At 70.3% G+C, this 26,895-nt stretch carries 23 protein-coding genes; 5 read left to right on the forward strand and 18 right to left on the reverse strand.

The features are described 5' to 3' along the window. Positions 1–24: 24 nt before the first annotated feature. Complete coding sequence (locus tag AB0389_RS22915; protein WP_366397311.1) at positions 25–294, forward strand: hypothetical protein; 270 nt, start codon at positions 25–27, stop codon at positions 292–294. 96 nt (positions 295–390) lie between these two features. Here the strand turns inward: AB0389_RS22915 and tatA are convergent, their stop codons facing one another. Next, positions 391–726: a Sec-independent protein translocase subunit TatA gene (tatA, locus tag AB0389_RS22920; RefSeq protein ID WP_366397312.1), complete on the reverse strand. Its 336-nt coding sequence runs from the start codon at positions 724–726 to the stop codon at positions 391–393. A gap of 139 nt (positions 727–865) precedes the next feature. On the opposite strand from tatA, the gene AB0389_RS22925 reads away from it, so the two are divergent. Then, entirely contained in the window at positions 866–2,440 is a 1,575-nt protein-coding gene (locus AB0389_RS22925) for an LCP family protein (RefSeq protein WP_366397313.1), read from the forward strand. Here AB0389_RS22925 and mgtA read toward each other — a convergent pair. The 4 genes from mgtA to AB0389_RS22945 all read right to left on the reverse strand — a co-directional run bounded on the left by mgtA (position 2,431) and on the right by AB0389_RS22945 (position 6,979). After that, positions 2,431–5,316 (reverse strand): magnesium-translocating P-type ATPase, encoded by a 2,886-nt coding sequence (mgtA, locus tag AB0389_RS22930; protein ID WP_366397314.1) that lies wholly within the window; start codon positions 5,314–5,316, stop codon positions 2,431–2,433. The two genes, AB0389_RS22925 and mgtA, sit on opposite strands and share 10 nt — an antisense overlap. A gap of 22 nt (positions 5,317–5,338) precedes the next feature. Continuing rightward, entirely contained in the window at positions 5,339–5,734 is a 396-nt protein-coding gene (locus AB0389_RS22935; protein WP_366397315.1) for a metalloregulator ArsR/SmtB family transcription factor, read from the reverse strand. A gap of 144 nt (positions 5,735–5,878) precedes the next feature. Beyond that, positions 5,879–6,121, reverse strand: a complete 243-nt coding sequence (locus tag AB0389_RS22940) for a twin-arginine translocase TatA/TatE family subunit (RefSeq protein WP_366397316.1) — start codon at positions 6,119–6,121, stop codon at positions 5,879–5,881. 141 nt (positions 6,122–6,262) lie between these two features. Beyond that, positions 6,263–6,979 (reverse strand): hemerythrin domain-containing protein, encoded by a 717-nt coding sequence (locus tag AB0389_RS22945; protein WP_366397317.1) that lies wholly within the window; start codon positions 6,977–6,979, stop codon positions 6,263–6,265. A 164-nt stretch (positions 6,980–7,143) separates the two neighbouring features. Between AB0389_RS22945 and AB0389_RS22950 the strand changes: the two genes are divergently transcribed. Beyond that, positions 7,144–8,955 (forward strand): prolyl oligopeptidase family serine peptidase, encoded by a 1,812-nt coding sequence (locus AB0389_RS22950; protein ID WP_366397318.1) that lies wholly within the window; start codon positions 7,144–7,146, stop codon positions 8,953–8,955. An 83-nt stretch (positions 8,956–9,038) separates the two neighbouring features. Then, the gene (locus tag AB0389_RS22955) at positions 9,039–9,791 is read left to right on the forward strand and encodes an SURF1 family protein (RefSeq protein WP_366397319.1); all 753 of its coding nucleotides are present in this window, start codon (positions 9,039–9,041) and stop codon (positions 9,789–9,791) included. 125 nt (positions 9,792–9,916) lie between these two features. Here the strand turns inward: AB0389_RS22955 and AB0389_RS22960 are convergent, their stop codons facing one another. The 8 genes from AB0389_RS22960 to AB0389_RS22995 all read right to left on the reverse strand — a co-directional run bounded on the left by AB0389_RS22960 (position 9,917) and on the right by AB0389_RS22995 (position 18,171). Beyond that, the gene (locus AB0389_RS22960) at positions 9,917–11,365 is read right to left on the reverse strand and encodes a hypothetical protein (RefSeq protein WP_366397320.1); all 1,449 of its coding nucleotides are present in this window, start codon (positions 11,363–11,365) and stop codon (positions 9,917–9,919) included. Next, a complete protein-coding gene (locus AB0389_RS22965; RefSeq protein ID WP_366397376.1) occupies positions 11,362–11,937 on the reverse strand; it encodes a SigE family RNA polymerase sigma factor in 576 nt (191 codons plus the stop codon). Before AB0389_RS22965 ends, AB0389_RS22960 begins: the two co-directional genes overlap by 4 nt. Positions 11,938–12,373: 436 nt before the next feature. Continuing rightward, positions 12,374–13,582: an aspartate-semialdehyde dehydrogenase gene (locus AB0389_RS22970; RefSeq protein WP_366397321.1), complete on the reverse strand. Its 1,209-nt coding sequence runs from the start codon at positions 13,580–13,582 to the stop codon at positions 12,374–12,376. A gap of 56 nt (positions 13,583–13,638) precedes the next feature. Next, positions 13,639–14,910 (reverse strand): aspartate kinase, encoded by a 1,272-nt coding sequence (locus tag AB0389_RS22975; RefSeq protein ID WP_366397322.1) that lies wholly within the window; start codon positions 14,908–14,910, stop codon positions 13,639–13,641. A 228-nt stretch (positions 14,911–15,138) separates the two neighbouring features. Beyond that, positions 15,139–15,420, reverse strand: coding sequence for a hypothetical protein (locus AB0389_RS22980; RefSeq protein WP_366397323.1), 282 nt, complete (start codon positions 15,418–15,420; stop codon positions 15,139–15,141). A 65-nt stretch (positions 15,421–15,485) separates the two neighbouring features. Then, positions 15,486–16,379 (reverse strand): hypothetical protein, encoded by an 894-nt coding sequence (locus AB0389_RS22985; protein ID WP_366397324.1) that lies wholly within the window; start codon positions 16,377–16,379, stop codon positions 15,486–15,488. Positions 16,380–16,537: 158 nt separating this feature from the next. Further along, entirely contained in the window at positions 16,538–16,963 is a 426-nt protein-coding gene (locus AB0389_RS22990; RefSeq protein ID WP_366397325.1) for a Uma2 family endonuclease, read from the reverse strand. A 50-nt stretch (positions 16,964–17,013) separates the two neighbouring features. Next, positions 17,014–18,171, reverse strand: a complete 1,158-nt coding sequence (locus tag AB0389_RS22995) for a hypothetical protein (protein ID WP_366397326.1) — start codon at positions 18,169–18,171, stop codon at positions 17,014–17,016. Positions 18,172–18,492: 321 nt separating this feature from the next. Between AB0389_RS22995 and AB0389_RS23000 the strand changes: the two genes are divergently transcribed. Continuing rightward, positions 18,493–19,113 carry an AAA family ATPase gene (locus tag AB0389_RS23000; protein WP_366397327.1) on the forward strand — a complete coding sequence of 207 codons (621 nt, stop codon included), beginning with the start codon at positions 18,493–18,495 and terminating at the stop codon, positions 19,111–19,113. 1,190 nt (positions 19,114–20,303) lie between these two features. Here the strand turns inward: AB0389_RS23000 and AB0389_RS23005 are convergent. The 5 genes from AB0389_RS23005 to AB0389_RS23025 all read right to left on the reverse strand — a co-directional run bounded on the left by AB0389_RS23005 (position 20,304) and on the right by AB0389_RS23025 (position 26,890). Next, positions 20,304–23,333, reverse strand: a complete 3,030-nt coding sequence (locus AB0389_RS23005; RefSeq protein ID WP_366397328.1) for an ADP-ribosyltransferase — start codon at positions 23,331–23,333, stop codon at positions 20,304–20,306. Positions 23,334–23,686: 353 nt separating this feature from the next. Further along, positions 23,687–25,093, reverse strand: coding sequence for a PTS ascorbate transporter subunit IIC (locus AB0389_RS23010; protein ID WP_366397329.1), 1,407 nt, complete (start codon positions 25,091–25,093; stop codon positions 23,687–23,689). A 277-nt stretch (positions 25,094–25,370) separates the two neighbouring features. Next, positions 25,371–25,652: a PTS sugar transporter subunit IIB gene (locus tag AB0389_RS23015; RefSeq protein WP_366397330.1), complete on the reverse strand. Its 282-nt coding sequence runs from the start codon at positions 25,650–25,652 to the stop codon at positions 25,371–25,373. Next, positions 25,649–26,107 carry a PTS sugar transporter subunit IIA gene (locus AB0389_RS23020; RefSeq protein ID WP_366397331.1) on the reverse strand — a complete coding sequence of 153 codons (459 nt, stop codon included), beginning with the start codon at positions 26,105–26,107 and terminating at the stop codon, positions 25,649–25,651. The genes AB0389_RS23015 and AB0389_RS23020 overlap by 4 nt, the downstream gene beginning before the upstream one ends. Positions 26,108–26,161: 54 nt before the next feature. Then, positions 26,162–26,890 carry a GntR family transcriptional regulator gene (locus AB0389_RS23025; RefSeq protein WP_366397332.1) on the reverse strand — a complete coding sequence of 243 codons (729 nt, stop codon included), beginning with the start codon at positions 26,888–26,890 and terminating at the stop codon, positions 26,162–26,164. Between the last annotated feature and the right edge of the window lie 5 nt (positions 26,891–26,895).

A 26,895-nucleotide genomic window follows, 5' to 3' on the forward strand; every position in this document is an offset into this window, starting at 1 on the left:
TTGCGCAACCTTTAAAGTGTGGGCATGGGATATGACAACTTCAGGACAGAGACAACCCAACGCACACAGCAGACGACCGAAACCGCGTGGGAGGTCGCCGTACTCGACGGCGGCCCCGCGGACGGAGTCAGGATGAGGGTCGCCGACCGGCCGTCCGTCGTACAGGTGACGTACCCCTGCGAGCTGGACGGACCGGCCGGCGGCGCACACGTGGACGCGCTCTACGTCTACCGGCGGGACCTGCGCGTCAAGGCCGAACCGCTGCGGTACGGGGTCGATCCGGCCAGCCCGTGACGCAGCCCGCCGCCGCCAAAGTCCCGCCCGCACGGAGAGCATCCGGCGGGCGGGACTTTGACGACAGGCCGCGAACGAGGTCCAGAACGAACGAACCTAGCGAGTGGCTCCCGGAGTGACGGGAGCGGCAGGAGCGACGGGCGTCTCGGCCGCCACAGTGGCCACAGGCGTCACGGGGGCCGCAGGCGCCGCAGGGGCCACGTCAGCAGCGGCAGGGGCAGGAGCAGGAGCCGGCGCGGCAGGGGCGGGAGCCGCCGCGGCCGGGCCAGGAGCCGCCGACTCCTCCTTCATCGCCTTGGTCTCGCTCTTGAGAATGCGCATGGACTTGCCCACCGCGCGAGCGGTGTCGGGAAGCTTCTTCGAGCCGAACATGGCGATGATCACGATAGCCACGACCAGCAGGTGCCAGGGCTCCACCGCGTTACGGAACATCTCTCGCCTCGCCTTCCTCTCGTTCAAGCGTTTCGCTCGGCCGCGGAGGCAACCTCCCGCAGCCCGAACCCCTCAATAAAGTTGCTACATTGCGCAACTGTACAACCATGGGTTCGGCCGGAGGGATGAGGGCGCACATATGGCAGGCAGCCGGCAGCAGACGGCATCCGCGCGTCGCGACAACGACGGCCGCGGGGGCACGCGCCGCGCCAACGCCCGGGCGACCGCCACCCGCAGGCGCAAGAAGCGGAGCCGGCTCAGGCTCACGCTCGCGATAACCACGTCCCTTCTCGTGCTCGCCGCGTCGGGGGCCGGCTGGGTCTACTACAAGCTCAGCGGCAACATCGAGACCTTCAGCGCCGACGGCCTCTCCGACAACCGGCCCGAGAGCACCGCGAAGGGACAGAACGTCCTCGTCATCGGTTCGGACGCGCGGACCAGCGGAAACAGCGCGCTGGGCGGCGGCAGCAAGGACGACGTCGGCCGCTCCGACACCGCGTTCCTGCTGCACGTCTACGCCGACGGCAAGCACGCCGTCGCCGTGTCCGTACCGCGCGACACGCTGCTGGACATACCGCCCTGCAAACTGCCCGACGGCAGCTGGACCGCGGAACAGACGAACGCCATGTTCAACGCGGCGTTCTCGGTCGGGCAGACCACCAAGGGCAACCCCGCGTGCACCCAGAACACCATCGAGAAACTCACCGGACTCCGCGTCGATCACACCATCGTCGTCGACTTCAAGGGCTTCGCGAAGATGACCGAGGTCGTCGGCGGTGTGGAGGTCTGCCTGCCGCAGGACCTCTACCAGCGCGACCTCAACCCCAACCGCGCCACCAAGGGCGACCTCATCTTCAAACAGGGCGTCCAGAAGGTCTCCGGCGCCAAGGCGCTGGACTACGTACGGATCCGGCACGGCATCGGTGACGGCTCCGACATCGGGCGCATCAAGCGCCAGCAGGCGTTCGTCGGCAGCCTGATCAAGCAGGTGAAGAGCGACGGTCTCACCCCCACCAAGCTGCTGCCGCTGGCCACCGCCGCCACCGAGTCCATGACCGTCGACGCGGAACTCGGCACCGCCGACAAGCTGATCAGCTTCATGATGGGGCTGAAGAGCATCGACCTGCACAACACCAAGTTCATCACCATCCCCTGGCGTTACCAGGGCGCGCGCGTGGCCATCGTCGAGCCGGACGCGACACAGCTCTGGGCGGCGCTGAAGGCGGACCGTACGGTCGACGGCACGGACGCCAGCGGCAAGGGCAAGAAGAGCAAGAAGTCCGCGGAACCGTCCCCGTCGGCGACCACCTCGGAAGCGGTGTCGGGCGAGGGCATCGCGGTCGCCGTCTACAACGGCACGACGGTCACCGGACTCGCGGCCCGCGGTGGCCGCGTCCTCATGGACCACGGCTTCACACTCACCGGCACGGCCACCGCGGCCACCCAGGACTACGGCGCCACGATCATCGAGTACGGCCCCGGCGAGGACGCGAAGGCGCGGACCACGGCGCGGCTCTTCCCGGGGGCGAAGCTCCAGCAGGCGACCGCGCCGGGGATCAACGTCATCCTCGGTACGACGTTCGCGAACGATCCGACGGCCGGTCCTGTCGCGGCCTCGCCGGACTCCACCGAGGACGCTTCCGTCCCCTCCGCCGTCGCGGACGACGCGCGGTCCGCGGACGACGACCCGTGCTCGAACCTGTCCTACGGCTGAGCGGATTCGATGGCCGGAGCGGCCTGAGCGGCTCCGGCGGCCGGGGGTGCCGGGGCGGCCGGGGGTGCCCCGACAGCGTCCGCCACGACCCCGCCTGCCGCCGTGCCGGTGCCGGCCTCACCGGCCGCCACCAGCGCCGCGTGCCGGCGTTCGTGGCGGCCCTTCGCGACCACCAGCCCGACCGCGTACAACCCGAGAACGGCTGCCAGCAGTACGTAGTACTGCGCGGGCAGCGCGGGCATCCCCAGGGCCGGACCGAGCGGGGAGAGCGGCAGCAGGACGCCGGTCGCCGCGAGCCCCCCGGCCGCCCAGCGGACCGGACCGGCCGCCCGCCGCCGCCCGGCACCCCCGCGCCGCTCGGCACCCCCGCGCCGCCCACGGGCCCACGCGGGCCCACGTACGCCCGTACGCAGCAGCAGCATCACCAGCGCCTGGGTGAGCAGGTTCTCGGTGAACCAGCCGGAGTGGAAGGCCGCCTCGCTCTCCATGCCGGAACCGGCCGCGGTGTGCAGAGCGAGCGCCAGCACCGCGAACGTCGCCAGGTCCGCGCTCGCGTTGATCAGCCCGAAGCGCGTGATGAAGCGCAGGAACGCGCGGGAGCGCAGCTCGCTCGGCCTGCGCAGCGTCTCCGGCCGCGGCCGGTCGTACGCGAAGGCGAGCTGCGCCGCGTCGAAGCACAGGTTCTGGACGAGCACCTGCACCGGGAGCATCGGCAGGAAGGGCAGCAGCAGCCCGGCGACGAGCATCGCTATGACGTTGCCGAGGTTTGAGGAGAGAGTGATCCGCAAATAGGTGGCGATATTGCCGCCGGCGTGCCGTCCCGCGGTGATCGCGTGGTCGATCGCGGTCAGATCCTTCTTCGCGAGCACCACATCGGTGGACTCCCGGACGACATCGACGGCGTCCCTCGGGCAGATCCCGACATCGGCCGCGTACAGCGCGGGCAGATCGTTGACGCCGTCCCCGAGGAACCCGGTGGTGTGCCCGGTGGCCCGCACCACGGCGACGATACGGGCCTTGTGCTCGGGGGCGCAGCGCGCGAAGACGGTGGTCCGCGCGGCGAGTTCGGCGAGTTCGGTGTCGGTGAGGGCGTCGATACGGTCCGCGGTGACGACCTCGCCGGGGCCGAGCCCCAGGTCCAGACAGGCGCGGGCCGCCGTGCCGGGGTGATCGCCCGTGAGGATCTTGACGGTCACCCCCCGGTCCGCGAAGACCTTCAGCGCGTCGGCGGCGGTCGGGGCGAGCGCGTCGTGCAGGGCGACGAAGCCGAGGAAGTCGAGCCCGTACTCGTCGGCCGGCGTGTAGTCGCGGTGCCTGGCCGGCCGCTCGGCGCGCGCGACCGCGAGCAGCCGCAGCCCGCTGTCCGCCTCGCGCGCGGCCAGCGCGGCCAGCCGCGCGCGCTCGTCGTCGTCGAGCGCGCACCGCTGGAGTACGTCGGCGACGGCGCCCTTGACGACCAGCGTGTGGGTGCCGAGGCGGCCCGGCCCGCGTACGACGGCGGTGGACAGCCGCCGTACCGGATCGAAGGGCAGCGCCGCGACCCCGTCCGCGCCCTCGGCGGCGGCGTCCTCACCGACCGCGCCGAGAATCGCCTCGTCAAGAGCGTCGGGAACGGGCAGATCAGCGAGTTGCAGCGTCCACCAGGCGTTGACCGCGGCCCAGCGCAGCACCTCGGGATCGGCCGCGCCGTGCGCGTCCATCGCGCGGGCGACCACGGGCCGGTCCTGGGTGAGCGTGCCCGTCTTGTCGAGGAAGAGCACATCGACCGCGCCCAGATCGTGCAGCGCGGGCAGCCGTTTGACGATGACGCTGTGGGCGCGGGCGAGCCGCGCCGCGCCCCTGGCCAGCGCGGTGGTGACGATGACGGGGAGCATCTCGGGGGTCAGCCCGACGGCGACCGCCACCGCGAACGGCAGCGTCTCCAGACCCCGGCCGCGCAGGGCGGCGTTGGCCATGAGGACGAGCGGCGGGGTCAGCAGCATGAAGCGGATGAGGACCCACGAGATCCCGTTCACCGAGCGGTCGAACGCGCTGGGCGAGCGCCGTCCCGGCCGCCGGCGCGCGGCGCCGAAGCGCGTGCGCGCCCCGGTCGCGACGACGACGGCGGTGCCGCTGCCGGAGGCCACGGAGCTGCCCTGGAAGCACAGATGCGGCTGCGCGAACGCCCCGGCGAAATCCCCCACGGCACGGACGGCTTTCACGACACCCACTACGTGGGTGTCGGGCCCCGGCCCCGGGCCGTCCACCGCGTACTTGACGACCGGCGCCGACTCCCCCGTGAGCGGCGCCTGATGCACGGTCAGCCCGCTCGCGCGCAGCAGCCGTACATCGGCCGGTACGAGATCCCCGGGCCCGAGACGGATCACATCCCCCGGTACGAGGCCGTCCACCGGGATGTCCCGGGGCTCCGGCGCGTCCCCGGCCTCCTCCCGGCGCAGTACGGTCGCGGTCGTCGCCACCAGCTCGCGCAGCCCGGCCATGGACCGGTCGGCCCGGTGCTCGCCGAACGAGCGCAGCAGACAGCTGACGGCCACCAGCGACAGGATGACGAGGGCCGTGCCCCAGGCGGCGACGGTGGCGGACACCAGCCCGAGGCAGAGCAGTACGGCGGTGAACGGGTCCCGCAGGCTCCACAGGAACCGGCGCGGCCACGACGCCGTCCGCCACTCGGGCACCGCGTTCTCGCCGTACCGGAGCAGCCGCTCCTCGGCCTGTGCCTCGGTGAGGCCGCGCGGTCCGCTGTCCAGGTACCGCAGCAGCTGGAGCGTGGTGAGCGCGCCCGGATCCGGGTGACCGCCGGAGGACGGAGCACCGGAGGACGGAACACCGGACGCCCGGACGCCCGCATCGGCCCCCGGTACCGCGGGTTCGGGCACGGCGGACTCGCGCACGGCAGACTCAGGCGCCGACGTCGCTGATGCTGATACGGCGTGGTCCCGGGGTGCGCGCGGCGACGGCCGCGGGCCCCACGGCGTGCGCGGCGCGGTCGGTGAGCTGCCCCACCATCAGCCGGACCACGGTCACCACATCGGGATCGTCCACGAAGTAGACCTGCCGCCGGCCCTCGCGCCGCGACCGTACGAGTCCGGCCAGCTTGAGCTTGGTCAGATGCTGGCTCACCGCGGGCAGCGCGCCGCCCACCCGCTCCGCGAGCCCGGTCACATCGCTCTCGCCCTGGGCCAGCACCCATACGATGTGCAGCCGCGCGGACGACGCCAGCAGCCCGAACGCGGCAGCCGCCTCCGCCAGCACCTCGGCGGGAGGATCCCCGAAGCCGCCGACATCTGCCGTCACATCGCTCTCCTCGTCCCGCGATCGTCCCGCGAAAATACGTTCGCCCAGCCGCCCTCAGCGGCTCAGTGTAGGCGCAGCATCACGGGCCGCAGTAGCGAGCGGCGGGGGCGGCCGACGAGGTCAGAAGGCCGGGAGGTCGGAGAGTCAGGAGGTCGCGGGCGGCTCGTCCCGGTTGATGATCGTGCCGGTGACGACACGGCCTCCGCTCCCCGGCGCGGCGCTCGGCGCGCCCGGCTCGTCGCGCCCCTCCTCCTTGAGCGCCCGCTTCTCACTCTTGAGGATGCGCGAGGCCTTGCCCGCCGAGCGGGTCAGCTCGGGCAGTTTCTTCACCCCGACGATCACGGCGATGACCAGAAGGATCAGGGCCAGCTCACTCATGCCGAACATCGGGTCTGCTCTCTGCCGGGGGCGGGCGGTCTACAGCGCTGTAGAAGTATCCAGTACGGCACGACCGGCCAACAAGCCCCCGCTATGGACTGCCCCGCTTCGGACAGCCGGTCCTGCCTGGCCTGCCTGGGCCTACCTGGCCTACCTGGCCCCCTCCAGCACGGAGACCCCGAGCGCCCGCTTGACCGAGCGGTAGCGCGCCAGCAGCACCGGGCGCAGCCAGCGCACCGACGGCGGGAAGTTGTTCATGAGGGCCGTGTGCCCCGGCAGCCGCTCCGGGTCCTCCATGAGCCCGAACACCAGATGCGGAGCGGCACGCGGGGCGGCTTGGCCGATCGCGCCGCGCAGCCGTGCGACATCGCGGTCGGGGACGCGCGGGAACAGCTCCAGCAGAACCGGTTCCTCCGTGTCGAAGTGCTTGTTCAGCAGGGACTGGACGCGTTGCGCGGACGGCAGCCCCGACATCGCCGCCTCGCCGACGACCTCCAGCGTCGCGGCGGGTCCCCCGCCGAGCTGCCTGGCGGCGAGCGCGTCGACCGATCTGCCGAGCGCGTGCAGCTCGGCGTCGAGCGCCTCGTGCTCGGCCGCGCCGCGGTCGAGGCCGGCGACCGCGGTGGGGAAGAGGTCGCGCATCACCGGCCAGAAGAGCTGGACCTCGTTCGTGTGCTGGCCGCCGACGAAGGCGATCAGCCAGCGCGCCGTGCCGATCAGTGTCCGGACGTCGACGGGCTCGCCGTCGACGAGCCGGGTGAATCCGGCGACGACCAGGGCGGCGCCGCGACGCATGATCGCGTGCTCGACCAGCAGCTCCTCGTACATCCGGGAGCGCTCGGCTCGAAGCGCGGGGGAAACAGCCATCTGAGTCCACCTCTCCTGGAACGATGCCCGGTGGGCGATCACCTCACACCTCCGGGAACCTCACGGCCCGAACCGGGCGCAGGTCGGAAGCCTGATCGCCGAAGTTATCCACAGGCTGTGGCCGACTCCGACGCGATGTCAGGAGTGGGGCGCAGAATGGGGCCATGACGCAGACCACCGATGCCACCACGACGCCTGATCCGACGCCCGAATGGGAGAAGCGCTTCCGCGCGCCGCGGGTCTCCCTGCCCGACTGGGCGGAGGACGCCCCGCAGCGGTCGCTCTTCGTGTCCAACGCGACGGGGACGTACGAGCTGTACGCGTGGGACAGGACGACCGGCGAGCAGCGCCAGGTGACGGACCGGCCGAACGGGACGACGGACGGGGTGCTGTCCCTGGACGGTGCGTGGATCTGGTGGTTCTCCGACACGGACGGGGACGAGTTCGGGGTCTGGATGCGGCAGCCCTTCGCGGCGGGCGGCCGGGACGAGCCGGCGGCCCCCGGTCTCGACGCCTCCTACCCGGCCGGGCTGGCGCTCGGGCGGGACGGCACGGCGGTGGTCGGCCGGTCGACCGACGAGGACGGGTCGACGATCCATGTCGTACGGCCCGGGGAGACCCCCGTCGAGATCTACCGGCACCGGGAGTCGGCCGGGGTCGGCGATCTGTCCCACGACGGCACCCTGCTGGCGATCGAGCACACCGAGCACGGGGACGCGATGCACTCGGCGGTCCGGGTGCTGCGGCTGGACGGCTCGCTGGTGGCGCAGCTCGACGACACCGAGGGCGGCACCCGCGAGCTGGGCCTTGAGGTGCTCGGTTTCGCGCCGGTGGCCGGTGACGGCCGGCTGCTCATCGGCCACCAGCGCCGGGGCCGCTGGGAGCCCGTCGTCTGGAATCCGCTGACCGGGGAGGAGACCGACCTCGCGATCGAGCTGCCCGGCGATGTCAACGCCGAGTGGTATCCGGACGGGTCGGGGCTGCTGATCGCGCACAGCTTCGAGGCCCGCAGCGAGCTGTGGCGGTACGACTTCGCCAAGAGCGCGCTGATCCAGGTGGACACCCCGGTGGGGACGGTGTCGGGGGCGACGGCCCGGCCGGACGGCAGCGTCGAGTACCTGTGGTCGTCGGCGGCGACCCCACCGGAGGTCCGGTCCACGGCGGGCGGCGTCGTCCTCGACCCGCCGGGCATGAAGGCGCCCGCCTCGGTGCCGGTGACGGACGCCTGGGCCGAGGGTCCCGGCGGCCGGGTGCACGCGCTGGTGCAGCGGCCCGCGGGCGAGGGCCCCTTCCCCACCGTCTTCGAGATCCACGGCGGCCCGACGTGGCACGACAGCGACGCGTTCGCCGCAGGACCGGCCGCCTGGGTCGACCACGGGTTCGCGGTCGTCCGGGTCAACTACCGCGGCTCGACCGGGTACGGCCGGGAGTGGACGGACGCGCTCAAGCACCGGGTCGGGCTGATCGAGCTGGAGGACATCGCTGCCGTCCGTGACTGGGCGGTCGAATCCGGTCTCGCGGACCCGTCGAAGCTGGTCCTCGCGGGCGGCTCGTGGGGCGGCTATCTCACCCTCCTCGGCCTCGGCACCCAGCCGGACGCCTGGGCCCTGGGCCTCGCGGCGGTCCCCGTCGCCGACTATGTGACGGCGTACCACGACGAGATGGAGGCCCTCAAGGCGATGGACCGGACGCTGCTGGGCGGCACCCCGGAGGAGGTGCCGGAGCGCTTCGAGGCATCGTCCCCGCTGACGTACGTGGACGCGGTGAAGGCCCCGGTCTACATCTCGGCGGGGGTGAACGATCCCCGCTGCCCCATCCGCCAGGTGGAGAACTACGTGGACCGGCTGGCCGCCAGGGACGCGGTCCACGAGGTGTACCGGTACGACGCGGGGCACGGCTCGCTGGTGGTGGAGGAGCGGATCAAGCAGGTCAGGCTGGAGCTGGACTTCGCGAGGAGGCACCTGGGCATGGCGTAGGGGCACCGCGCGGCGGCACGGCACAGGGGCGGAAAGGCGCCCCCGGGACCGGGCGCCGGGTCGGCGTTCCGTACCGTGGAGGGGTGTACCGGTTTCTGGTGACTCCGCGTTGGTGGGGGATCAACCTCTTCGTCCTGCTGGCGATCCCCTTCTGCATCTTCATGGGGACATGGCAGCTCGGGCGTTTCGAGGACCGTGTCGCCACCCATGAGGCGGCCAAGACACGTCCCGACCCCGGGGAACAGGCCACCGTCGCGCTGACGAAGCTGCTGCCGGTCGACCAGGAGACCTCGGGCCGCCACGCCACGGCGAGCGGGCGGTACGAGGACCAGTTCCTGGTGCCCGGCCGAAAGCTGGACGGCAGGACCGGTTCGTATGTGCTGACCATGCTGCGTACCGACGGCGGCAAGGCGCTGCCCGTGGTGCGCGGCTGGCTCGCCGAGGGCGAGCGGGCCCCGGCGCCGCCCAAGGGCGAGGTGAGCGTGACCGGATCGCTCCAGGCGTCCGAGTCCGTCGGCTCGAACGGGGTACAGGCCGGCGGCGGCCTGCCCGAGGGGCAGCTCGCCATGATCAGCGCGGCGTCCCTGGTCAATGTCGTGCCGTACGGCGTGTACGACGCCTGGGTGACGCTCACCCAGGCGTCGGACGGGCTGCGCGCGGTGCCGGCGACGGCACCGCAGAACACCGGTCTTGACCTGAAGGCGTTCCAGAACCTCGGCTACACCGGCGAGTGGTTCGTCTTCGCCGGCTTCGTGGTCTTCATGTGGTTCCGGCTGGTCCGCCGCGAGGCGGAGACGCTGAAGGACCGTGCCCTGGGCCTGGAGACGGCGGCGTAGAGCCGGTCGCCACGGCCGATCGCCACAGCCGGTCGCCACGGCCGGGTGACGGCCGGTCCCCCGGAGCCGGTCCCGGGAGCCCACTGACGCCCGGCCCCCGCCCGCCCCTGCACCCGCCCGACCGGCTACGACGCGCTGAGAAGCCCGGTCCTGTAGACCGTGCCCGCGCAGGCGTTGGAAATGGTCGCCGACGCCGTGGTCCCCGCCGGGGCCGCGTAGAACACCGAGACGCTGCCGTCCTGCGTACCCTCGTCGCCGCCGAGCTGCGGGTCAGCGACCGAGCCGCCGTCCTGGCCGGTGCCGGCGCTCGTTCCGGTGCCGCTCGACGTACCGGCCGAGCTGTCCTCGGAGGGGCTCGGATCCGGCGAGGGGCCGGAGGTCGGACAGGTGTCGGAGGGCACCCAGGCGAACTTGACCTCGTACGAACCGTTCGGGGCGAGCACGAGCGACGCCACCGCCAGCGAGGGATCGGGCAGCCCGCCCGCCGCGTCACCCGCCATGTGGGTCGCCACGGCGACCCGGCTGCCGTCCGCCGCTCCGGCGGTGGAGAAGTTGAAAGAGCCGCTGCCGTTGACCGTGCAGCTCGTACCGGAGATGTTGGTGACGCGGAAGGTGCCGTACACCTTGCCCGAGGTGTCCGGGGCGCCGGTCTGGCCGGTGGCCGTGAGCTGGCCGGACGAACAGTTCGTCGAGACCGGGGCGGTCTGGAAGTTCTTGCCGGTGTCCGAGCCGGAGCCGCTGTCTGAGCCGGAGCCGCTCGTGGCACCGCCGCCGCCCGTGGGGCCGGACGGCTTGCCGGAGGGCTTCGGCGCCTTCGCGGGGTCGTCGTCCTCGGCGGCTGAGACCTTGTCCGAGGGCCGGTCGGCGTCCTTCTTGCCGCCCTCGGCCCCCTTGTCGGTCCCCGTACCCCCCTGTGCCTCCTCGCCGTGACCGGCGGCGACGGACTGCTGGTCGGCCGTACTCGTCGAGTTCGCGACATGGATGAAGGCGGGCACGGCCGTACCGCAGAGAAGCGCGGCGGCGGCCATACCCACGACGGCCTGGCGCTTGCGCGCCTTGCGGGTCGGCACGGCCCTGCGCAGATGGTCGAGCGCGCCGTCGGATGGCCGCAGCTCGCTCACGGCGCCGTGCATCAGACGGCGCAGCGCCAACTCGTCCTCGCCGAGAGCGCCGTTCAGATCGCTGCCCGCGTCGTCATGGGCGTCGCCGTGCACCGCGCCGCGCGGGCCGCCGAAGAGGGCCGCGGTCAGCGCGCTGGTCACGTCGCCGTCGGGCACCCGCGTCTCAGCGGCGCCACCCTCGGCGGCCCTGCCCTCACCGCCACCCTTGCCGACGTCCTTGCCGCCGCCCTCACCGCCGCCCTTGCCGGCGTCGTCCTTGCCCGCGCCACCGAGGCCGTTCAGCTCATTCTCCGGCCCGTTGTTCACAATTCCGTTCCCAGTCACGTCACGCGACGGCCCGGTATCCGGTCCGTCCTGCTGCTCGTCCTCGCGGTTCTCGGGTTGCCGCGCGTCGTTCGCCTCGTTTGCCCCGTTCACCCCGTTCACCTCGTGCGCGTCCTCGGGCCGGCTCATGCGGTGGCCTCCATGGCGACACGCAGCGCCGCGATGCCCCGAGACCCGTACGCCTTCACCGAGCCCAGGGATATCCCCAGTGTCTCGGCGACCTGCGCCTCGGTCATGTCCGCGAAGTACCGCAGCGACAGCACCTCGCGCTGCCTGCGCTGCAATCCGCGCATCGCCTTGATCAGCGCGTCCCGCTCCAGCAGGTCGTACGCGCCCTCCTCGGCGCTCGCCATGTCGGGCATCGGCTTCGAGAGCAGCTTGAGCCCGAGGATGCGGCGGCGCAGCGCGGACCGGGACAGATTCACCACGGTCTGCCGCAGATACGCCAGCGTCTTCTCCGGCTCGCGCACCCTGTTGCGCGCGGAGTGCACCCGGATGAACGCCTCCTGGACGACGTCCTCGCACGAGGCCGTGTCGTCCAGCAGGAGCGCCGCGAGACCCAGCAGCGACCGGTAGTGCGCCTGGTAGGTCTCGGTGAGGTGGTCAACGGTGGTACCCGCCGCCACCGTGTCCTCAACGCCTTCGCGCTGGGACGGTATACGGGTGGGTCTGGCCGCAGGCATGGGAGCGATCACCGGCATCCCACCGCCGCCGGACGCACGAGGACGCCGCACGGGGCGTACCGCCGTGCCGCGCACCGGGCCAATCGCTGTGATGTCGAGAACCTCTGCCACGCCTGTTGGACACGCTTCCCCCCATCAGGGTTGTACGCGCACGCCACCCCATTTGACGCTGCACTAATTACCCTCATGCGTACCCGATCTCCCCCTATGCCCCATTCATGCGGCACCGCACAGGGGCGACCGCAGAGACGCTTCCCGGCCGGCCGGCGGTTGCAGTGCTGTCACAGAAAGGCGCACATGCATCGTCGAACAAGACAACGCCCCAGTTCAAGTGGCATAGACAGCTGACTTGCTCACAGGGCGTTCACAGGATCCTACAAACATTTGAGGTGCCGCGGTTTTCGATTTCCGCCGACAGCCGTGCCACGGACCGGAGTTACGGAACGAGGACGGGTTACGGCCCCGCCGGCCCGGACGGTCCCGCAGGCCCCGCGGGCCCCGCAGGCCCCGTAGGCCCGGACAGCTCGGCGGCGACGGCCTCGGCGATCTGCACGGCGTTCAGCGCGCCGCCCTTGCGGAGATCGTCACCGCAGACGAACAGCTCCAGCGCCCGGGGATCGTCGGGAGACCGCCGTACGCGCCCGACCCAGGTCGGATCCGTGCCCACCACATCGGCGGGCGTGGGGAATTCGCCCGCCTCCGGATCGTCGAACAGCACCACGCCCGGCGAGGTCGCCAGCACCTCGTGCGCCCGCTCGACGGTGACCTCCTGCTCGAAGCACGCGTGCACGGACATCGAGTGCGCGGTGATCACCGGAACCTGCACGCAGGTCGCCACGATCCGCAGCTCGGGCCGGCCGAGAACCTTGCGGGTCTCGGCGCGGATCGCCAGTTCCTCGGCGGACCAGCCGTCGCGCTGCCCCTGGAGCGGTCCGGTCCACGGCACGACATTGAGCGCCAGCGGCGCGGGGAAGGGCCCGGTGGCATCGCCGACCGCGCGGCGCACATCGCCCGGACGCGTACCCAGATCCGTACCGGCGACCAGGGAGAGCTGCTCGCGCAACGCGAAGACGCCGCCCTGGTCCACCCCGTCGAGCCCGTCCACCGCGCTCGCCGCCTGGTACGAGGAGACCACCAGCTCGCGCAGACCGAACGCACCGTCCAGCGCGCCCACCGCCACGATCATCGACAGCGTGGCGCAGCCAGGACTGGCGAGGATGGAGCGCGGCCGTACCCGTACGGCCTCGGGATTCAGCTCGGGAACCACCAGGGGTACGTCCGGATCCAGCCGGAACGCGGCCGACCGGTCGACGACGACCGCGCCCTGTTCGACGGCGACGGGTGCCCACTGGGCGGACACCTCGTCCGGTACGAGAAACAGCGCGACGTCGACCCCGTCGAAAGCGGACCTGGTGAGCGGGGTGACGGGGGTCGCTTCACCCCGCACGACCAACGCGCTGTCGCCCTCACCCTCGCCCTCGGCCGGAACCCGACCGGCCTCAATCCGACCGGCGTCAATCCGACCGGCCTCAACCCGACCGGGCGCGGCGCCGAGCAGCCGGATCTCACCCCAGACATCCGCGTGCTGGGACAGCAGCTGGAGCGCGACAGAGCCGACGGCCCCGGTCGCACCTACGACCGCGAGCGTCGGCCTGTCGCCCATAACTGCTCTCCCTGCTGCTCTCCCTCTACCGACTACCGCCTACCGGCGACTACCGCCTATCGGCCGGTGCCCCCATAGACGACAGCCTCGTCGGAGTCGCTGTCGAGCCCGAAGGCGGTGTGCACGGCGCGCACGGCCTCGGTGACTTCGTCCGCGCGGGTGACAACCGAGATACGGATCTCGGATGTCGAGATCAGCTCGATGTTCACACCCGCGTTCGCCAGCGCCTCGAAGAATCCGGCCGTAACGCCCGGGTTGGTCTTCATCCCAGCGCCGACCAGCGAGATCTTGCCGATCTGGTCGTCGTACCTGAGCGAGTGGAACCCTATCGACGGCTTCAGCTTCTCCAGCGCGTCGATCGCCTTGCGGCCCTCGGTCTTCGGCAGCGTGAACGAGATGTCGGTCAGACCGGTCGACGCCGCGGAGACGTTCTGCACGATCATGTCGATGTTGATCTCGTTGTCCGCGATGGCGCGGAAGATCGTGGCGGCCTCGCCCGGCTTGTCGGGAACCCCGACAACCGTGATCTTCGCCTCGGAGGTGTCATGGGCGACACCGGAGATGATGGCCTGCTCCACCTTGCGGTCCCCTCGCGGTTCGTTGCTGACCCATGTGCCGGGAAGCCCCGAGAAGGAGGACCGTACATGGATCGGGATGTTGTATCGGCGTGCGTACTCCACGCACCGGTGCAGCAGCACCTTGGAGCCGGAACTGGCCAGCTCCAGCATGTCCCCGAAGGAGATCCAGTCGATCTTCCGGGCCTTCGTCACGACCCGGGGGTCGGCGGTGAAGACACCGTCCACATCGGTATAGATCTCACACACCTCGGCATCCAGCGCCGCCGCGAGCGCGACGGCGGTGGTGTCCGAACCGCCACGCCCCAGGGTGGTGATGTCCTTCTTGTCCTGGGACACGCCCTGGAACCCGGCGACGATGGCGATATTGCCCTCGTCGAGGGCGGTACGGATCCGGCCCGGCGTGACATCGATGATGCGCGCTTTGTTGTGGACCGAGTCGGTGATGACGCCCGCCTGGCTGCCGGTGAACGACTGGGCGTTGTGCCCCAGGTTTTTGATCGCCATCGCCAGCAGGGCCATGGAGATCCGCTCTCCGGCGGTCAGCAGCATGTCGAACTCACGCCCGGCGGGAATCGGGGATACCTGCCCGGCGAGATCGATCAACTCGTCCGTCGTGTCGCCCATCGCCGAAACCACGACGACCACCTGGTGGCCGTTCTTCTTGGCGTCGACGATTCGCTTGGCGACCCGCTTGATGCCTTCGGCATCGGCTACGGATGAGCCTCCGTACTTCTGCACGACAAGGCCCACGTGCGCTCCTCGCTCAGTCCATAGTCACTGTCGGCTCAGTTTAACGAGCGGTCGCGAAACACCCGCTTAATACCACATCGTGAGATGTCCCGCTCACTCCGTGATCATCACGTACGTCCGCGCGACCACCCGAAGACCATGCATGCCCCACCCGGCCCGGCGCACGCAGAAACGTGGCCCACGTCACGACATCCGCCCGTACGGTACGAGCCGAATCACGCCTCGGCGCTACGCGCCGGCGCCGGTTGCGCCGGTTTCCACGTCCCCGTCGGAGAAGACGTCCTCGACTTCGGCCACGACGATCGCCCGGTCCAGCCAGCGGCTGAGGGTGTCGGGGTCGGAGCACCCGTTGACGCGCTCACGGACGTCCTCCGACACGGGCCCCAGGCGCAATTCGAGAACACGCAGGATGAACGCGGTTCGCTCTTCGACTTGGCCCTCCACCTTGCCTTCCAGATACGCCTCCTCACGGAACGTTCCCCGGCCCGGAAAATAGGTGATGGGTTTCATCAGGTCTGCTCCACAACTCTTGAGTGGAATGAAGAGCCGGAGCCCCGCCCCGCTCCGGCTGGCGGTCAGCTCTGGCCAAGCTCGGGGGCGCCGGTGAAGACGGCCTCGGCTTCGGTCACGACGAACGCGCGGTCCAGCCAGCGGCTGAGGGTGTCGAGGTCCGAGCACCCGACGACGCGCTCGCGGACTTCCCCCGACACAGGACCCAGGCGCGATTCGAGAACACGCAGGATGACCGCGGCTCGCTCCTTGACTTGGCCCTCCAGATACGCCTCCTCACGGAACGTTCCCCGGCCCGGAAAATAAGTAATGGGTTTCATCAGGTCCCTCCACGTGTCGTGAGCCTGACCTTGTCCCAGGCCCATGTCCAGCAACTCGGCGTAGTACAAGCCGGTTTCTTCATCTGTTGCCCGCAAGGCTCCGGCCAGCGCCTCCAGTATGGCCGGAGCGTGACGGCTGTCGCTGTGTGTCATGGCCGAGAAAGCGGCCATTCCGAGATCCCGCGCCGCCTCCGCGACATCGGTGATCATGGGCACGTTGTCCGGCCCCAGCACCAGCGGATGCGTGCTGAGCGCCGTCCACCCCCTGGCCCCGCACCGGAACGGACCTGCCGCCCACTCGGCGGTCGTCCGGTTCCGGCAGACCACGAGCAGCAGCACCGGAAGCTTGTACTTCGCCTGTAAGTACGCGACGTAGTACGACCAGCTCGCGGCCTTGTCCTCGTCCCGTCGCCCCTGCGCCTCGATGGCGAGCATGAAGCTGTCACCGTCCGACGGCTCGACGCGCAGCACACTGTCCACCCGGCGCTCCAGCGGCCGTATCTCCGTGCTGTCACCGCCGACCACTTCGATGATCGCCTTCGTCGGCATGGGTACACCCAGGAGGTCGAAGACAGGGCTGAGGATCTCGGGCCGCTCCTGGAAGATCCGGTGAGAGACCTCGTGAACTGATGTGACCATGCGTCACAATCTAGGGAGTGCCTGTGGCAAATACCAAGCCAAATGGGTGAAGATCACCCGTTCGAGCGTCGGGATTATGTCTGGTTGACCGGCCCCGAAACCTGCCCCACCCCGGCACGCCCCCCGCCCCGCCCCGGCCCCGCCCCGGCACCACCCGCTCAGACGTAGTCCTTGAGCTTCTCCGTCTCCAGCGTGATCCCAACCGGATCGGGAAGTTCGACCACAGCGCCGAACGGACGGGTGGTCATGCTCCGGTACGCCACACCGTCGGAATCGGCCCACTCCCCGGCGCCGACGAAGTGCTCCTCCGGCGCGAGAACCCCGTCGGGACGAGCCCGCCCCCTGCGGTACGAATGGATCTTCAACCCCTGCCCCGGAAAGAACGACAGTTCCGGACGCCACCGCATGCACTGCTTGAGCAGCCACATGACGATCTGCCCGTGGTTACCATCCGGCACCGCTTTGACCTGGACCTTTCCATTGAGGAACTCAAGCCGCACCATCTCGGGCGCACGACGCTCAAGCTCTTCGAACTCCTCGATCGACATCTGGGGCTGGGGCCGGTCAGCGGTCCTGGGGGTCATGGCATTGCCTCCTCATCTCCAGGGTGCCCCGGCCGGGGCTTCCCGCACGCTCACTCGCCCCGCCGCGAGCGCAGCCCACCCGCCGCGCGGACCTCGGCAGCTCGGGCGGCGACATCGACGCCGGCAGACAGGGCGTCAGCCGGGGCAGCGGCAGGGGCCGCACGGAAGGTGTCGGGGATGAAGCCGGGGACAACGCCGACGGCCGAAGACGACGGCGGATCGTCGCTCGCCTCGTACGTCTCCATGTCCTCGCGGCACTCGACGCACACACCCCGGATGATCTCCGTGGTCCGCTCGTCGGACTCGCAGCTGATGCAGACCATCCACGCCTCGTCGGTGCACGCGGGCGGCGGGCTGATCGGTTCGGGCGGCATCTTGGTCTCCAGTCGTTTACGGGCGAGCGCTCCCGGACTGTGCAGCGGATGCGGCAGCCCGTCGGTGAGCGTGCGGATGAGCTGTTCCGGTACGACGCCACGCGCCAGCCACTCGGCGGCCAGCGCTTCGAGGGCCCCGCACTCGGCGGCGGACAGGGTCATACGGGGTGCGGTACGGCCGAGGCCGGCGAGCAGGCGGTACGCGGGGGAGGGCGCGGCGGTGGGCGCGGGCGCGAGGTCGGGGGCGAGGTCGGGCGCGAGGCCCGGCTCCGGCTCGGGTCCGAGCCCAGGTCCGGACCCGGCGTCGGGCGTCGCCTCCGTACGCGCGGCACTCGCGGCACTCGCCGCACCCGCTGCGCCCACGGCACCCGCCGCACCCGCCGCACCCGCCGCACCCACGGCCGCTCGCTGCGCGCGCTCGCGCGCGGTGAGGTCGATCCCCAGCAGCCCGTCCACGAACTTCTTCCACCAGGCGTCGTCCCGCGCCGTACGGGAGAAGTAAGTCCGCGTCACCCAGCGGAAACTGTTGTCCTCCACCATCAAGTGCTGCTTCACATGCCGCAGATGCCCAGCATCGGAGAGGAAGCGCAGCGCCTTGGCACACGCCTGCTGCCCGTACGCGGCGATGTGCGCGGCCAGCGGCTTGTAACCGATCGCAGCCCCCTCGGGCAGACGATCGATATACGCGGCGATCGCCGCTTCCCTGGGGCGCAGATGTACGAAGTCGGCCTCGCCACGCGGCTGCTGGCCGGAGGCGGAGCGTTTTCCGTACCCCGGTTTGGCGTGGGGGTGAGCGGAAGCGGACAGGGCGGGACTAGAATCCGTGGAAACCACGATCGACCTTTCTTCGATTCGCTGGTGAGGCCCCGGAGTTGGTGTTGTCGCACCGCCGGGGCCGCTTTATGCGGCAAGTGATGCGAAGGCTAGAGCTTCGCCACGCTGTGCAGCAAGTCGACCACGGATAGTCATACTGTCAGGTCGCGAGGGGGCCAGAGGGGGACGGTAGGGGGGTTGGTTTCACCACCCACCAACCAAACCCAAGGAAGAACTCGAAGCCCGAAACCCGGCCCCCGAAACCCGGAACCCGGAACTCAAGCCCCGGGCCCACCAGCGACGACCGGCCAATCCGCAGCGCCCCCACGGCATACTCGCGCCATGCCCGACAGCGCATTCGTCATCGTCTCCGGACTGCCCGCCAGCGGAAAGAGCACCCTGGCCCGCAGCCTCGCCGCCAAACTGAACCTGCCGGTCATCGACAAGGACGCGATCCTCGAATCGCTCTACGACTCAATGGGAGTTGGCGACCACGCCTGGCGCCACCGCCTCAGCCGCGCGAGCGACGACGTTCTCTTCACGCTCGCCGCGCACGCCCATCGCGCCGTACTCGACAACTGGTGGCACCACGACACGGCGCCGGACCGCCTGCGCGAACTGAGCCCCCGCCTGATCGAGGTCTTCTGCGACTACGACCCCGCGTTGGCCGTCAAGCGCTTCCAGTCCCGCACCCGACACCCCGGCCACCTGGACGCCCAACTCCCCCCGGCCCGGCTCGCGGAACGCGTACGCACGATCCGGGAAACCTACCCGGCCCCGCGCTCAGCAGCCCTCCGCCGGGAACAGGTGTCGGCATCCGCCGCTTCCAGCAGCTTCGGCGTCGGCATCCGCACGCCCTGCTCCATCGACTTGATCGTGTCCGGCGCGTACCCGGTGGCGGAGGCCGTTGGGCGTGGGGCCGCCCCTCCAGCTGTGAGTATCGCGCCTCCAGGACAGGAGTAAAGGGCGCTCCTGCGTCGCGTCGGCTGCGCCGATTACGCTTCGCTACACCCTTGACACCTGCCCTTCCGGCGCAAGTGCGGCTTTTCGGGAGGGGCGGCCGGGGGGAGGGGGTTGCCCGGGGGGTCTGCTGTTCTGGCGGTCTGTTCAGGGGGCGGCGGGCCGGTGGGCCCTGCGGGGCTGCGCGGTAGTGGCATGGGGTGACTCGGCACCGGCTCGGCGACCGACCGTCCGTTGCTGGTTGCTACTCATGCCCCGCTGGTCACCGTTGCGCTGTGGTGCCCGGAAGGTGGGCGGCGACTGCTGTCCGGCCGGGGCCTCGAGTCGATCGGGGGCCGGGGATCTTCGGGCGGTGTCCGAGAGCGGGGAGTGCGACGTTAGAGCCACATCCGGCCCGACAGGGCCGCAGCGTCACCCTCGTCGGGATCAAGCACCCCACCACCCGCCGACCTGTCCCATATATGGCGATTTGGAAGGCAGTTAAGGGGCTCCCCGGGCGGCACATGTGTCCTGAGGTGCGTTAGACGCACTCCTCGGCGCGAAGACGGCCTTCGGGAGCCCACTTGGCGCCACACACGTCCCACCAGCCCCTCCCCCACCCAGAGTGACCGGCGGGGCATGAGTGCCGGCCAACCGGCGGCCGTCGGCCGCCGAGACGAGCCCCGCTGCCCCACTCCTCTGCCGCGCAGCCCCGCAGGGTCCACCGGCCCGCCGGACCCTGAACCGAGTGGCAGAACAGCAGACCTCTCGGGCCCCCCTCACCCCCCGGCCGCCCCTCCCACACCCGCACTTGCGACTCCGGGACAGGAGTCAAGGGTGAGCGAAGCGAAATCGGCGCAGCCGACGCGACGACAGGAGCGCCCTTTACACCTGGCACGGAGACGCGACACTCACACCAGGAGGGGCGGCCCCCATCCCAACAACCCCCGCCACGGAACCACACCACTCAGCGTTGCTCTGACGCGTAAATAGCAGCAGTTCAGGGTGAGTGGGGGCAGGGTTGGGTTGGGGAGAGTCTTTCCTTCGGGTTCTTTGAATACTTTCGCGTCGAGCCGTGTACGACGGGCAATGACGATGTAGCGCGCGGCAGCGCTCAAATCGCCGGCCCCTCGGTGCGCGAGGGCATGTTTCTGATGAGCCACCGACCAGTCGTCCGGCTCGGGCAGCTCCTCGAACTCCCGTGTAGCCGCCGCTCAGTCGGTCTGCTTCACCTTGATGACCTTGACTTCCTTGCCGTTGATGACACGCGTCTCCACGCTGGTCATCGTGAACTTTCCGTCGCGCGGAATGAGCACCTCCGACTCCTTCCCCCGGTAGCGGGACAGCGGGTCGATATTGCGGCCGTTGCTCGTTTCGACTTCCAGCAGCACGTTCTCGCCCTTCATGTCCCCGCCGTTGGCCCGGCCCAGAGCGGATTCCGCCTTGCCGAGGTCCGTGGACGTACTCAGGTACTCGGGGAAGGTGACTTCCTGGCCCCCCAGGAACTGCTGGAGGATGGTGTCCGGCATGAACGTTCCCCGGTAGACGGTGAGGTTGGGTACCGGAGGAAGATGGCTCAGCGCCTTGTCCATCAACTCCACCTTGCCGGCGGGGTTCTTGAACGATCCGGGCACCTTTCCGCCCCGCAGGTACTTGTTGAGGTCGGCGGCCCAGCTGCCGGTGTAGTTGGCGATGACCCAGGCGTCCTCCGCGGTGAGGTCCTTGGTCAGGGGATTGCTCTTGGCGATCTCCTCGACCTTCCTCGCCCAGTCCTTGCTCGCTTGGAGGCCCGGTGTGTAGTCCGGGATGCCGTCCAGAGCGTGCATGGCGTCGTATGTCTTTTTGTTCGTCCCGTCGTTGGGGGTGCCGCCCTGGTGGCAGTTGCTGCCCGTGCTCGGGTTCTGGCCGAGGTCGCGGCCGGCGCTCGGGTCCAGGTCGGTTTTGTCGCCGGCCTTCGAGTCCAAAGCGTTCCTGGCGGCCTCTTCGGCCTCCTTGTACGTGTCATAGCCGGGGACCGCGGTCCCACTGGCGGACAGTGCGGCGGCGGCAAGCTCGGCCATGGCGGCCTGCACCTGCTGCGTGGTGGAGCCGACGCCTCCACCGGGGCCGGCGGCCAGGGTGACCCGACCGTCGGAGTACGGCACCGATGAGGGGAGACCGATGTGGTGGCTTCCGATCTTGCCGGGCTGACCGCAATCATCGTCCGGGTCGTCGGGGTCGTCGTCTTCCTTGTCGTCCGGGTCGGGGTCTCCGTCGGTCTTGCCACTGGCGCTGGAACCGCCCGAGGATCCGCCCGAGGATCCGCCGGACGAGCCGCCGGAAGAACCGCCCGAAGAACCGCCGGATGAACCACCGCTGCTGCCACCCGAGCTGGAACCGCCCGACACGCCTCCTACGGCACCGCCCACCGAGCCGCCCGAGTCGGAACCGCCGGACGAGCCACCGGACGAACCGCCGCTACTGCCGCCGCTGGAACCTCCGGAACTGGACCCCCCGGAGCTGCCGCCCGACACGCCACCGGAGCTCGAACCGCCGGACGAGCCACCGCTGCTGCCGCCGCTGGACCCACCGGAACTGGAACCGCCGGAGCTGGAACCGCCGGAGCTGGACCCACCGCTGCTACCGCCCGACGAGCCGCCCGAGCTCGATCCGCCGGACGAGCCGCCCGAAGCACCACCGCTACTGCCACCCGAGCTGGAACCGCCCGATGCGCCGCCGGACGAACCACCGGACGAACCACCGGACGCACCACCCGACGCGCCGCCGCTGCTGCTACCGCCGGAGCTGGAACCTCCGGAGGCCCCGCCCGCCGCCGCACCGCCGCCGTTGTCGCTCCCGCCGCTATTCCCGCCGGAGCTGCTCCCACCAGAGCTGGAACCACCGCCCGAGCTGGAGCCGCTGCTGCCGCCGCCCGAGCTGGAGCCGCCGGAAGTGGAGCCGCCTACAGCGGCAGCGCCTCCGTCGTCGTCATCGTCATCGTCGTTTCCACCGCTGCTGCCACCGGAGTTGCCGCCAGAGTTGCCGCCGGTGTTGTTACCTCCCGTGTTGTTACCTCCGGTGTTGTTACCTCCGGTACTGCTGCTTCCGCCGTTGCTCCCACCGTTGCTGGAGCCACCCGAAGCGCCACCGGACGCCCCACCGCTACTGCTGCCCCCGGAGCTGGAACCTCCGGAGGTTCCGCCCACGACGGCACCTCCGCCGTTGTCATCACCGTCGTCGTTACCGCCGTTACTCCCGCCGTTACTCCCGCTACTACCACCTGAGTTCGAGCCGCCCGAGTTCGAGCCGCCCGAAGCAGCCCCGCCGGAGTCGTTTCCGCCGGAGTCGTTTCCACCGGAGCTGCCGCCGCCCGAGTTGGTGCCGCCGGAGGCCGTGCCCTCGTCGTCACCGTCACCGCCGCCGCCCGAGTTGTTGCCACCGGAGGCCGTGCCCTCGTCGCTGCCGCCGTTGGAGCCGCCGCCCCCATCCGTGCCGCCGCCCCCATCGGTGCCACCCCCGCCATTGGCGCCCCCGCCGTTGTCGCCCCCGCCCGTACCGCCGCCACCCGCACCACCGCCACCACCGCCGTCTCCTCCACCGCCCGTACCGCACTCGGCGTCGACGATGTTGCAGACCACCGTCCTGAGCCCGTCCCCGACGCGGTTCGACACGCCGCCGGTGACCAGGGCAGCGATGATCAGCGCGACGAGCACGATCAGCCCCACGTACTCCACGGCCGCCTGCCCCCGCTCGCGTCGCCAGACGCGCAGGCGGGAGAGGGATCGCCGGGTGAACATCTCGCGGAGGGTCGCCTTCTCCACCGGCACCCCGAACCACTGAAGGCTCTCGGGCCGGGAGAGGAACGTCAGGATCATCACCGGCAGCAGCAGCTGGCTGAGGCCCAGATACGAACCGGCGGCGAGATTGAGCAGGCTGCTGACAACCAGCCATATCTGGAGGGCGCCCAGAACGCCCCAGACTCGTCGGCCACGCCCCGGGATACGCCACGTGAGCAGCCAGGACAGCACCCCCGGCGCAGCCGCGTACGCCGCGATACCGGCGAGCCCCGGAGACATCACCCCACCCGCGACCGCCCCGGCGATCACACCGAATCCGCCCAGGCAGGTGAGCGCGAACAGTACGTGCAACAGCACCCGCGCGGCCTTGAGCGACGTCGGCAGCGCGCGCCGATCGCCCTCGTACGGCGCCTGGTTGCCGGTGTACGCGGCACCGCCGGCATGCGTATGGAGACCGAGTCCGGACAAGTGCCCCACCCAACGTGGCTCGCCTGCAACTGAATTGATCAGCACACACGGCACTCGCGCGTCGGGCCTGCGGCGGTCGAGTCCGTTCGCCCAGGCCGCCGCACTGCTTCTCGAACCGCTCGTGCCTTGCATGTTCGCTCGTGTTCGCTCACATACGTTCCGGCACGTTAGGGCCTGCCCGGCTCCGAAGACAGGGCCCGTGGGCCCATGTGTGGGCCCAAAACACCAACCCGGCACGCCAAAGCGGGGCCGGACACATTCATGTCCGGCCCCGCGCACGACAGTTCAGCCTTTCAGGCCGTGGCTCAGGCCGTGGCTCAGGCCGTAGCCCAGCCCGCGGCTCAGGCCGTAGCTCACGCCACCGGCTGCTCGGCCGATGCGGTCTCGTCCGACTTCGGCTCCGCCGCCGCCTTCGCCGCCTCCCGGCGCGTGGTGATCGCGCTGCCCGCGACCACCGCCACCAGCGAGGCCAGGATCAGGACGATGACCGCCGTGTGACCCCAGCGGACCGCGCTGCCCAGGAGGAAGCCGGAGACCCCGAAGTCGGCGTCGGAGAAGGTGGAGTTGGCGAGGCCGACGTCGCCCAGGAAGGGGAGGACGAGGAGCGGGAGGAAGGTGATCATCAGGCCGTTGGTCATGGCGCCCAGGACCGCGCCGCGCCGGCCGCCCGTCGCGTTGCCGATGACACCGGAGGCGGCGCCCGTCATGAAGTGGGCGACGATGCCCGGGATGATGATCGTGCCGCCGACCGCGACCAGGATGCCCATCCCGATCAGGCCGCCGACGAAGCTGGCGAGGAAGCCGATCAGGACCGCGTTCGGGGCGAAGGTGAAGACGATCGGGACGTCGAGGGCGGGCTTGGCGTTCGGGACCAGCTTCTCGGAGATGCCCTTGAAGGCGGGGATGATCTCGGCCAGGACGACACGCACACCGGCCAGGATGATGAACACACCGGCGGAGAACTTGCCGGCCTGCATGACCGCCCACAGCAGGTACCACTGGCCGCCGCTCAGCTTGGACTCGACGTAACCCGGGCCCGCCACCAGCGTCACCAGCAGGTAGATGATGCCCATCGACACCGCGATGACGACCGTGGTGTCACGGAGGAAGCCGAGGTTCTTGGGGATCTTGAGGTCCTCGGTGGACTTCTTCGTGTCACCGACCAGCTTGCCGACCAGACCACTGGTCGCGATGCCGAAGTTGCCGGTGTGACCGAGCGCCACGTTGTCCTGCTTGGTGACCTTGCGCATCCAGGGCTGTACGAGGGCCGGGGAGAGCGTGGTGACCAGGCCCTGCGCCAGGGCGCCCCAGAGGATCGCCTGCCAGGTGCTGAAGCCGTTGGCGATGAGGATGACGGCGATCATCGCGGAGAGGTAGAGCGCGACATGGCCGGACATGTAGATGAACTTGAAGCGGGTGAACCGCGCCAGCAGCACATTGACGACCATGCCGAAGAAGAAGATCAGCGCGGCCTGCGAGCCGTAGTCCGTCAGCACCTTGCCGACGATCGCCTCGTTGTTCGGTACGACGCCCTGCACCCCGAAGGCGTGCTGGAACATGTCGCCGAACGGCGTCAGCGCGTCGGACACGACCCCCGCGCCGGCGGCCAGCACCAGGAAGCCGACGAACGCCTTGATCGTGCCCTTGAGGGTGTCCGACAGGGACTTGCGCTGGAGCACGAGCCCCAGCAGCGCGATCAGTCCGATGATCACGGATGGCTCGCGGAAGATGTCCACGAAGGTATTCAGAACGCTGTTCACGGGGATACGCCTCTCTGCGGGCACGACTGCGCCCGGCGGGACGCGGGCGTGGGCGTGTGTCTACGGGCACGACTGGGGGCAGGACGTCGGCGGGCAGGGGGATCCGCGCTCCCGCCCCCCGTCTCCGTCGGCCTCGTACAGCGGGTGCTGGCGAGAGGGTCGGACGCTGGGGCGGGTCAGGACGTTCCTTGAAAGTGGTGGTGCGGTGGGGACGGGGACGTACGTAATAAGGGGGGATCGGGAGGGCCGGGGAGCGCTTCTCGCGCCGGGCGCGCGTTCAGAGCGCTCCGTGCCGCACGGCCGCGGCCTTCACCGCTTCGCGCAGCTCGTCCTTGTCGATGATGCTGTTCAGTACGACGACATCGCCGAGCCCGGCCGCCGCCTCCTCCAGGTCCTTCGCGACGAAGAAGACGTCGGCGCTGTCCGGGCCTGCCGAGCTGATGTCGCAGTGCTCCACCGTGACATCCGGGAGCTGAAGCTCACGGACGATGTCCTCGATGTTCATCCGCACCATAAAGCTGCTGCCGAGCCCGGTGCTGCACATGGCCAGGAACCTCATCGGTCCTCCTCGAATCGCTTGATCAACGTGGTGACTTCGGCCGCCGAGCCCGCGGCGCGCAGGGCCTCGCGGGTCTCCGTGTCCGAAAGAATGCGGGCGAGCGACGACATCGCCTCGGTGTGCGCCGTGGCGTCGACCGCCGCGAAGCAGAAGTAGAGGTCGACGGAGTGCTCCGGCAGGTCCAGCAGCGGGGCGGGGCCCGCGGTGAGCCGCAGCATCGAGAGGGACGTCCGTACGGCACCGGACTCGGGCCGCGCGTGGGCCAGCGCGATCCCGTAACCGAGGTGGATGTACGTGCCGCCCGCGGCGATCGACTCGATCATCGCGTCGACGTAGCCGGCGGTGATGTCACCGGCCGCGAGGAGGGGTTCCGCGACCTGGGTCACGGCCTGCCGCCAGGTCAGGTCCTCGCTGGAGAAACGTATCTTCTCCTCGGTCAGCAGTTCGCTGAGCATGTCTCTGTACTCCGTACGTTTACGTTGAAGAGGTCCGCTGAACCCGCTGGACGGTTACTCCGCGTCCGCGATGATGTCGAACGACAGCTCCGCCGTCTCCGGCAGAAACTTCGACGTCCCGTGGATCACCGGTTTCCGGTTGAGGTCGAACACCCGCGACGTCGCCAGCAGCAGGGGCGAGCCCCCCTCCACCCCCAGCAGCTCCGCCTCGCGCCGGTCGCACGCGTGCAGCCCGACGACGATCTCGTTCCGCGCGAGGAGCACATCGTGGTGCGCGCGCAGATACGCGTAGAGGGAGGTGGAGGAGAAGTCCGCGGTCAGGACGGACTCGAACCGCTCCGCCTCCACATACGACTCGGCGAGGTGGTGCACCGCCCCGTTCACCCGGCGCAGCCGCTCCAGCCGGATGACGTACGCGGCCGGGCTGATGTCGAGCGCGGCGCCGAGCCGCGCGCCGGCCCGTACCCGCTTCTGGGCGAGCACCTCGGAGGTGACGGTGTGCCCCTGCCGGCTCATCTGGGTGAAGAAGCCGGTGACCTCGCTGACGAACCGCTCCCGGTGCTTCAGCGCGTAACGGGGGCGGGTGACGAACGTACCCCGGCCGTGCTCGCGGATGAGGTGGCCGTCGTTGACCAGCTCCTCCACCGCGCGGCGCAGTGTGATGCGGCTCACCGCGTACTCCTCGCAGAGCGCCGCCTCCGGAGGGAGCCGGCCACCCACGGGGATATCACTGACCCGGCGCAGCAGATGGTCGCGCACCTGGGCGTACTTGTGCTCGGCCATCCGGG

It is taken from the genome of Streptomyces sp. NPDC093109, from assembly GCF_040701725.1.
Taxonomy (GTDB): Bacteria; Actinomycetota; Actinomycetes; order Streptomycetales; family Streptomycetaceae; genus Streptomyces.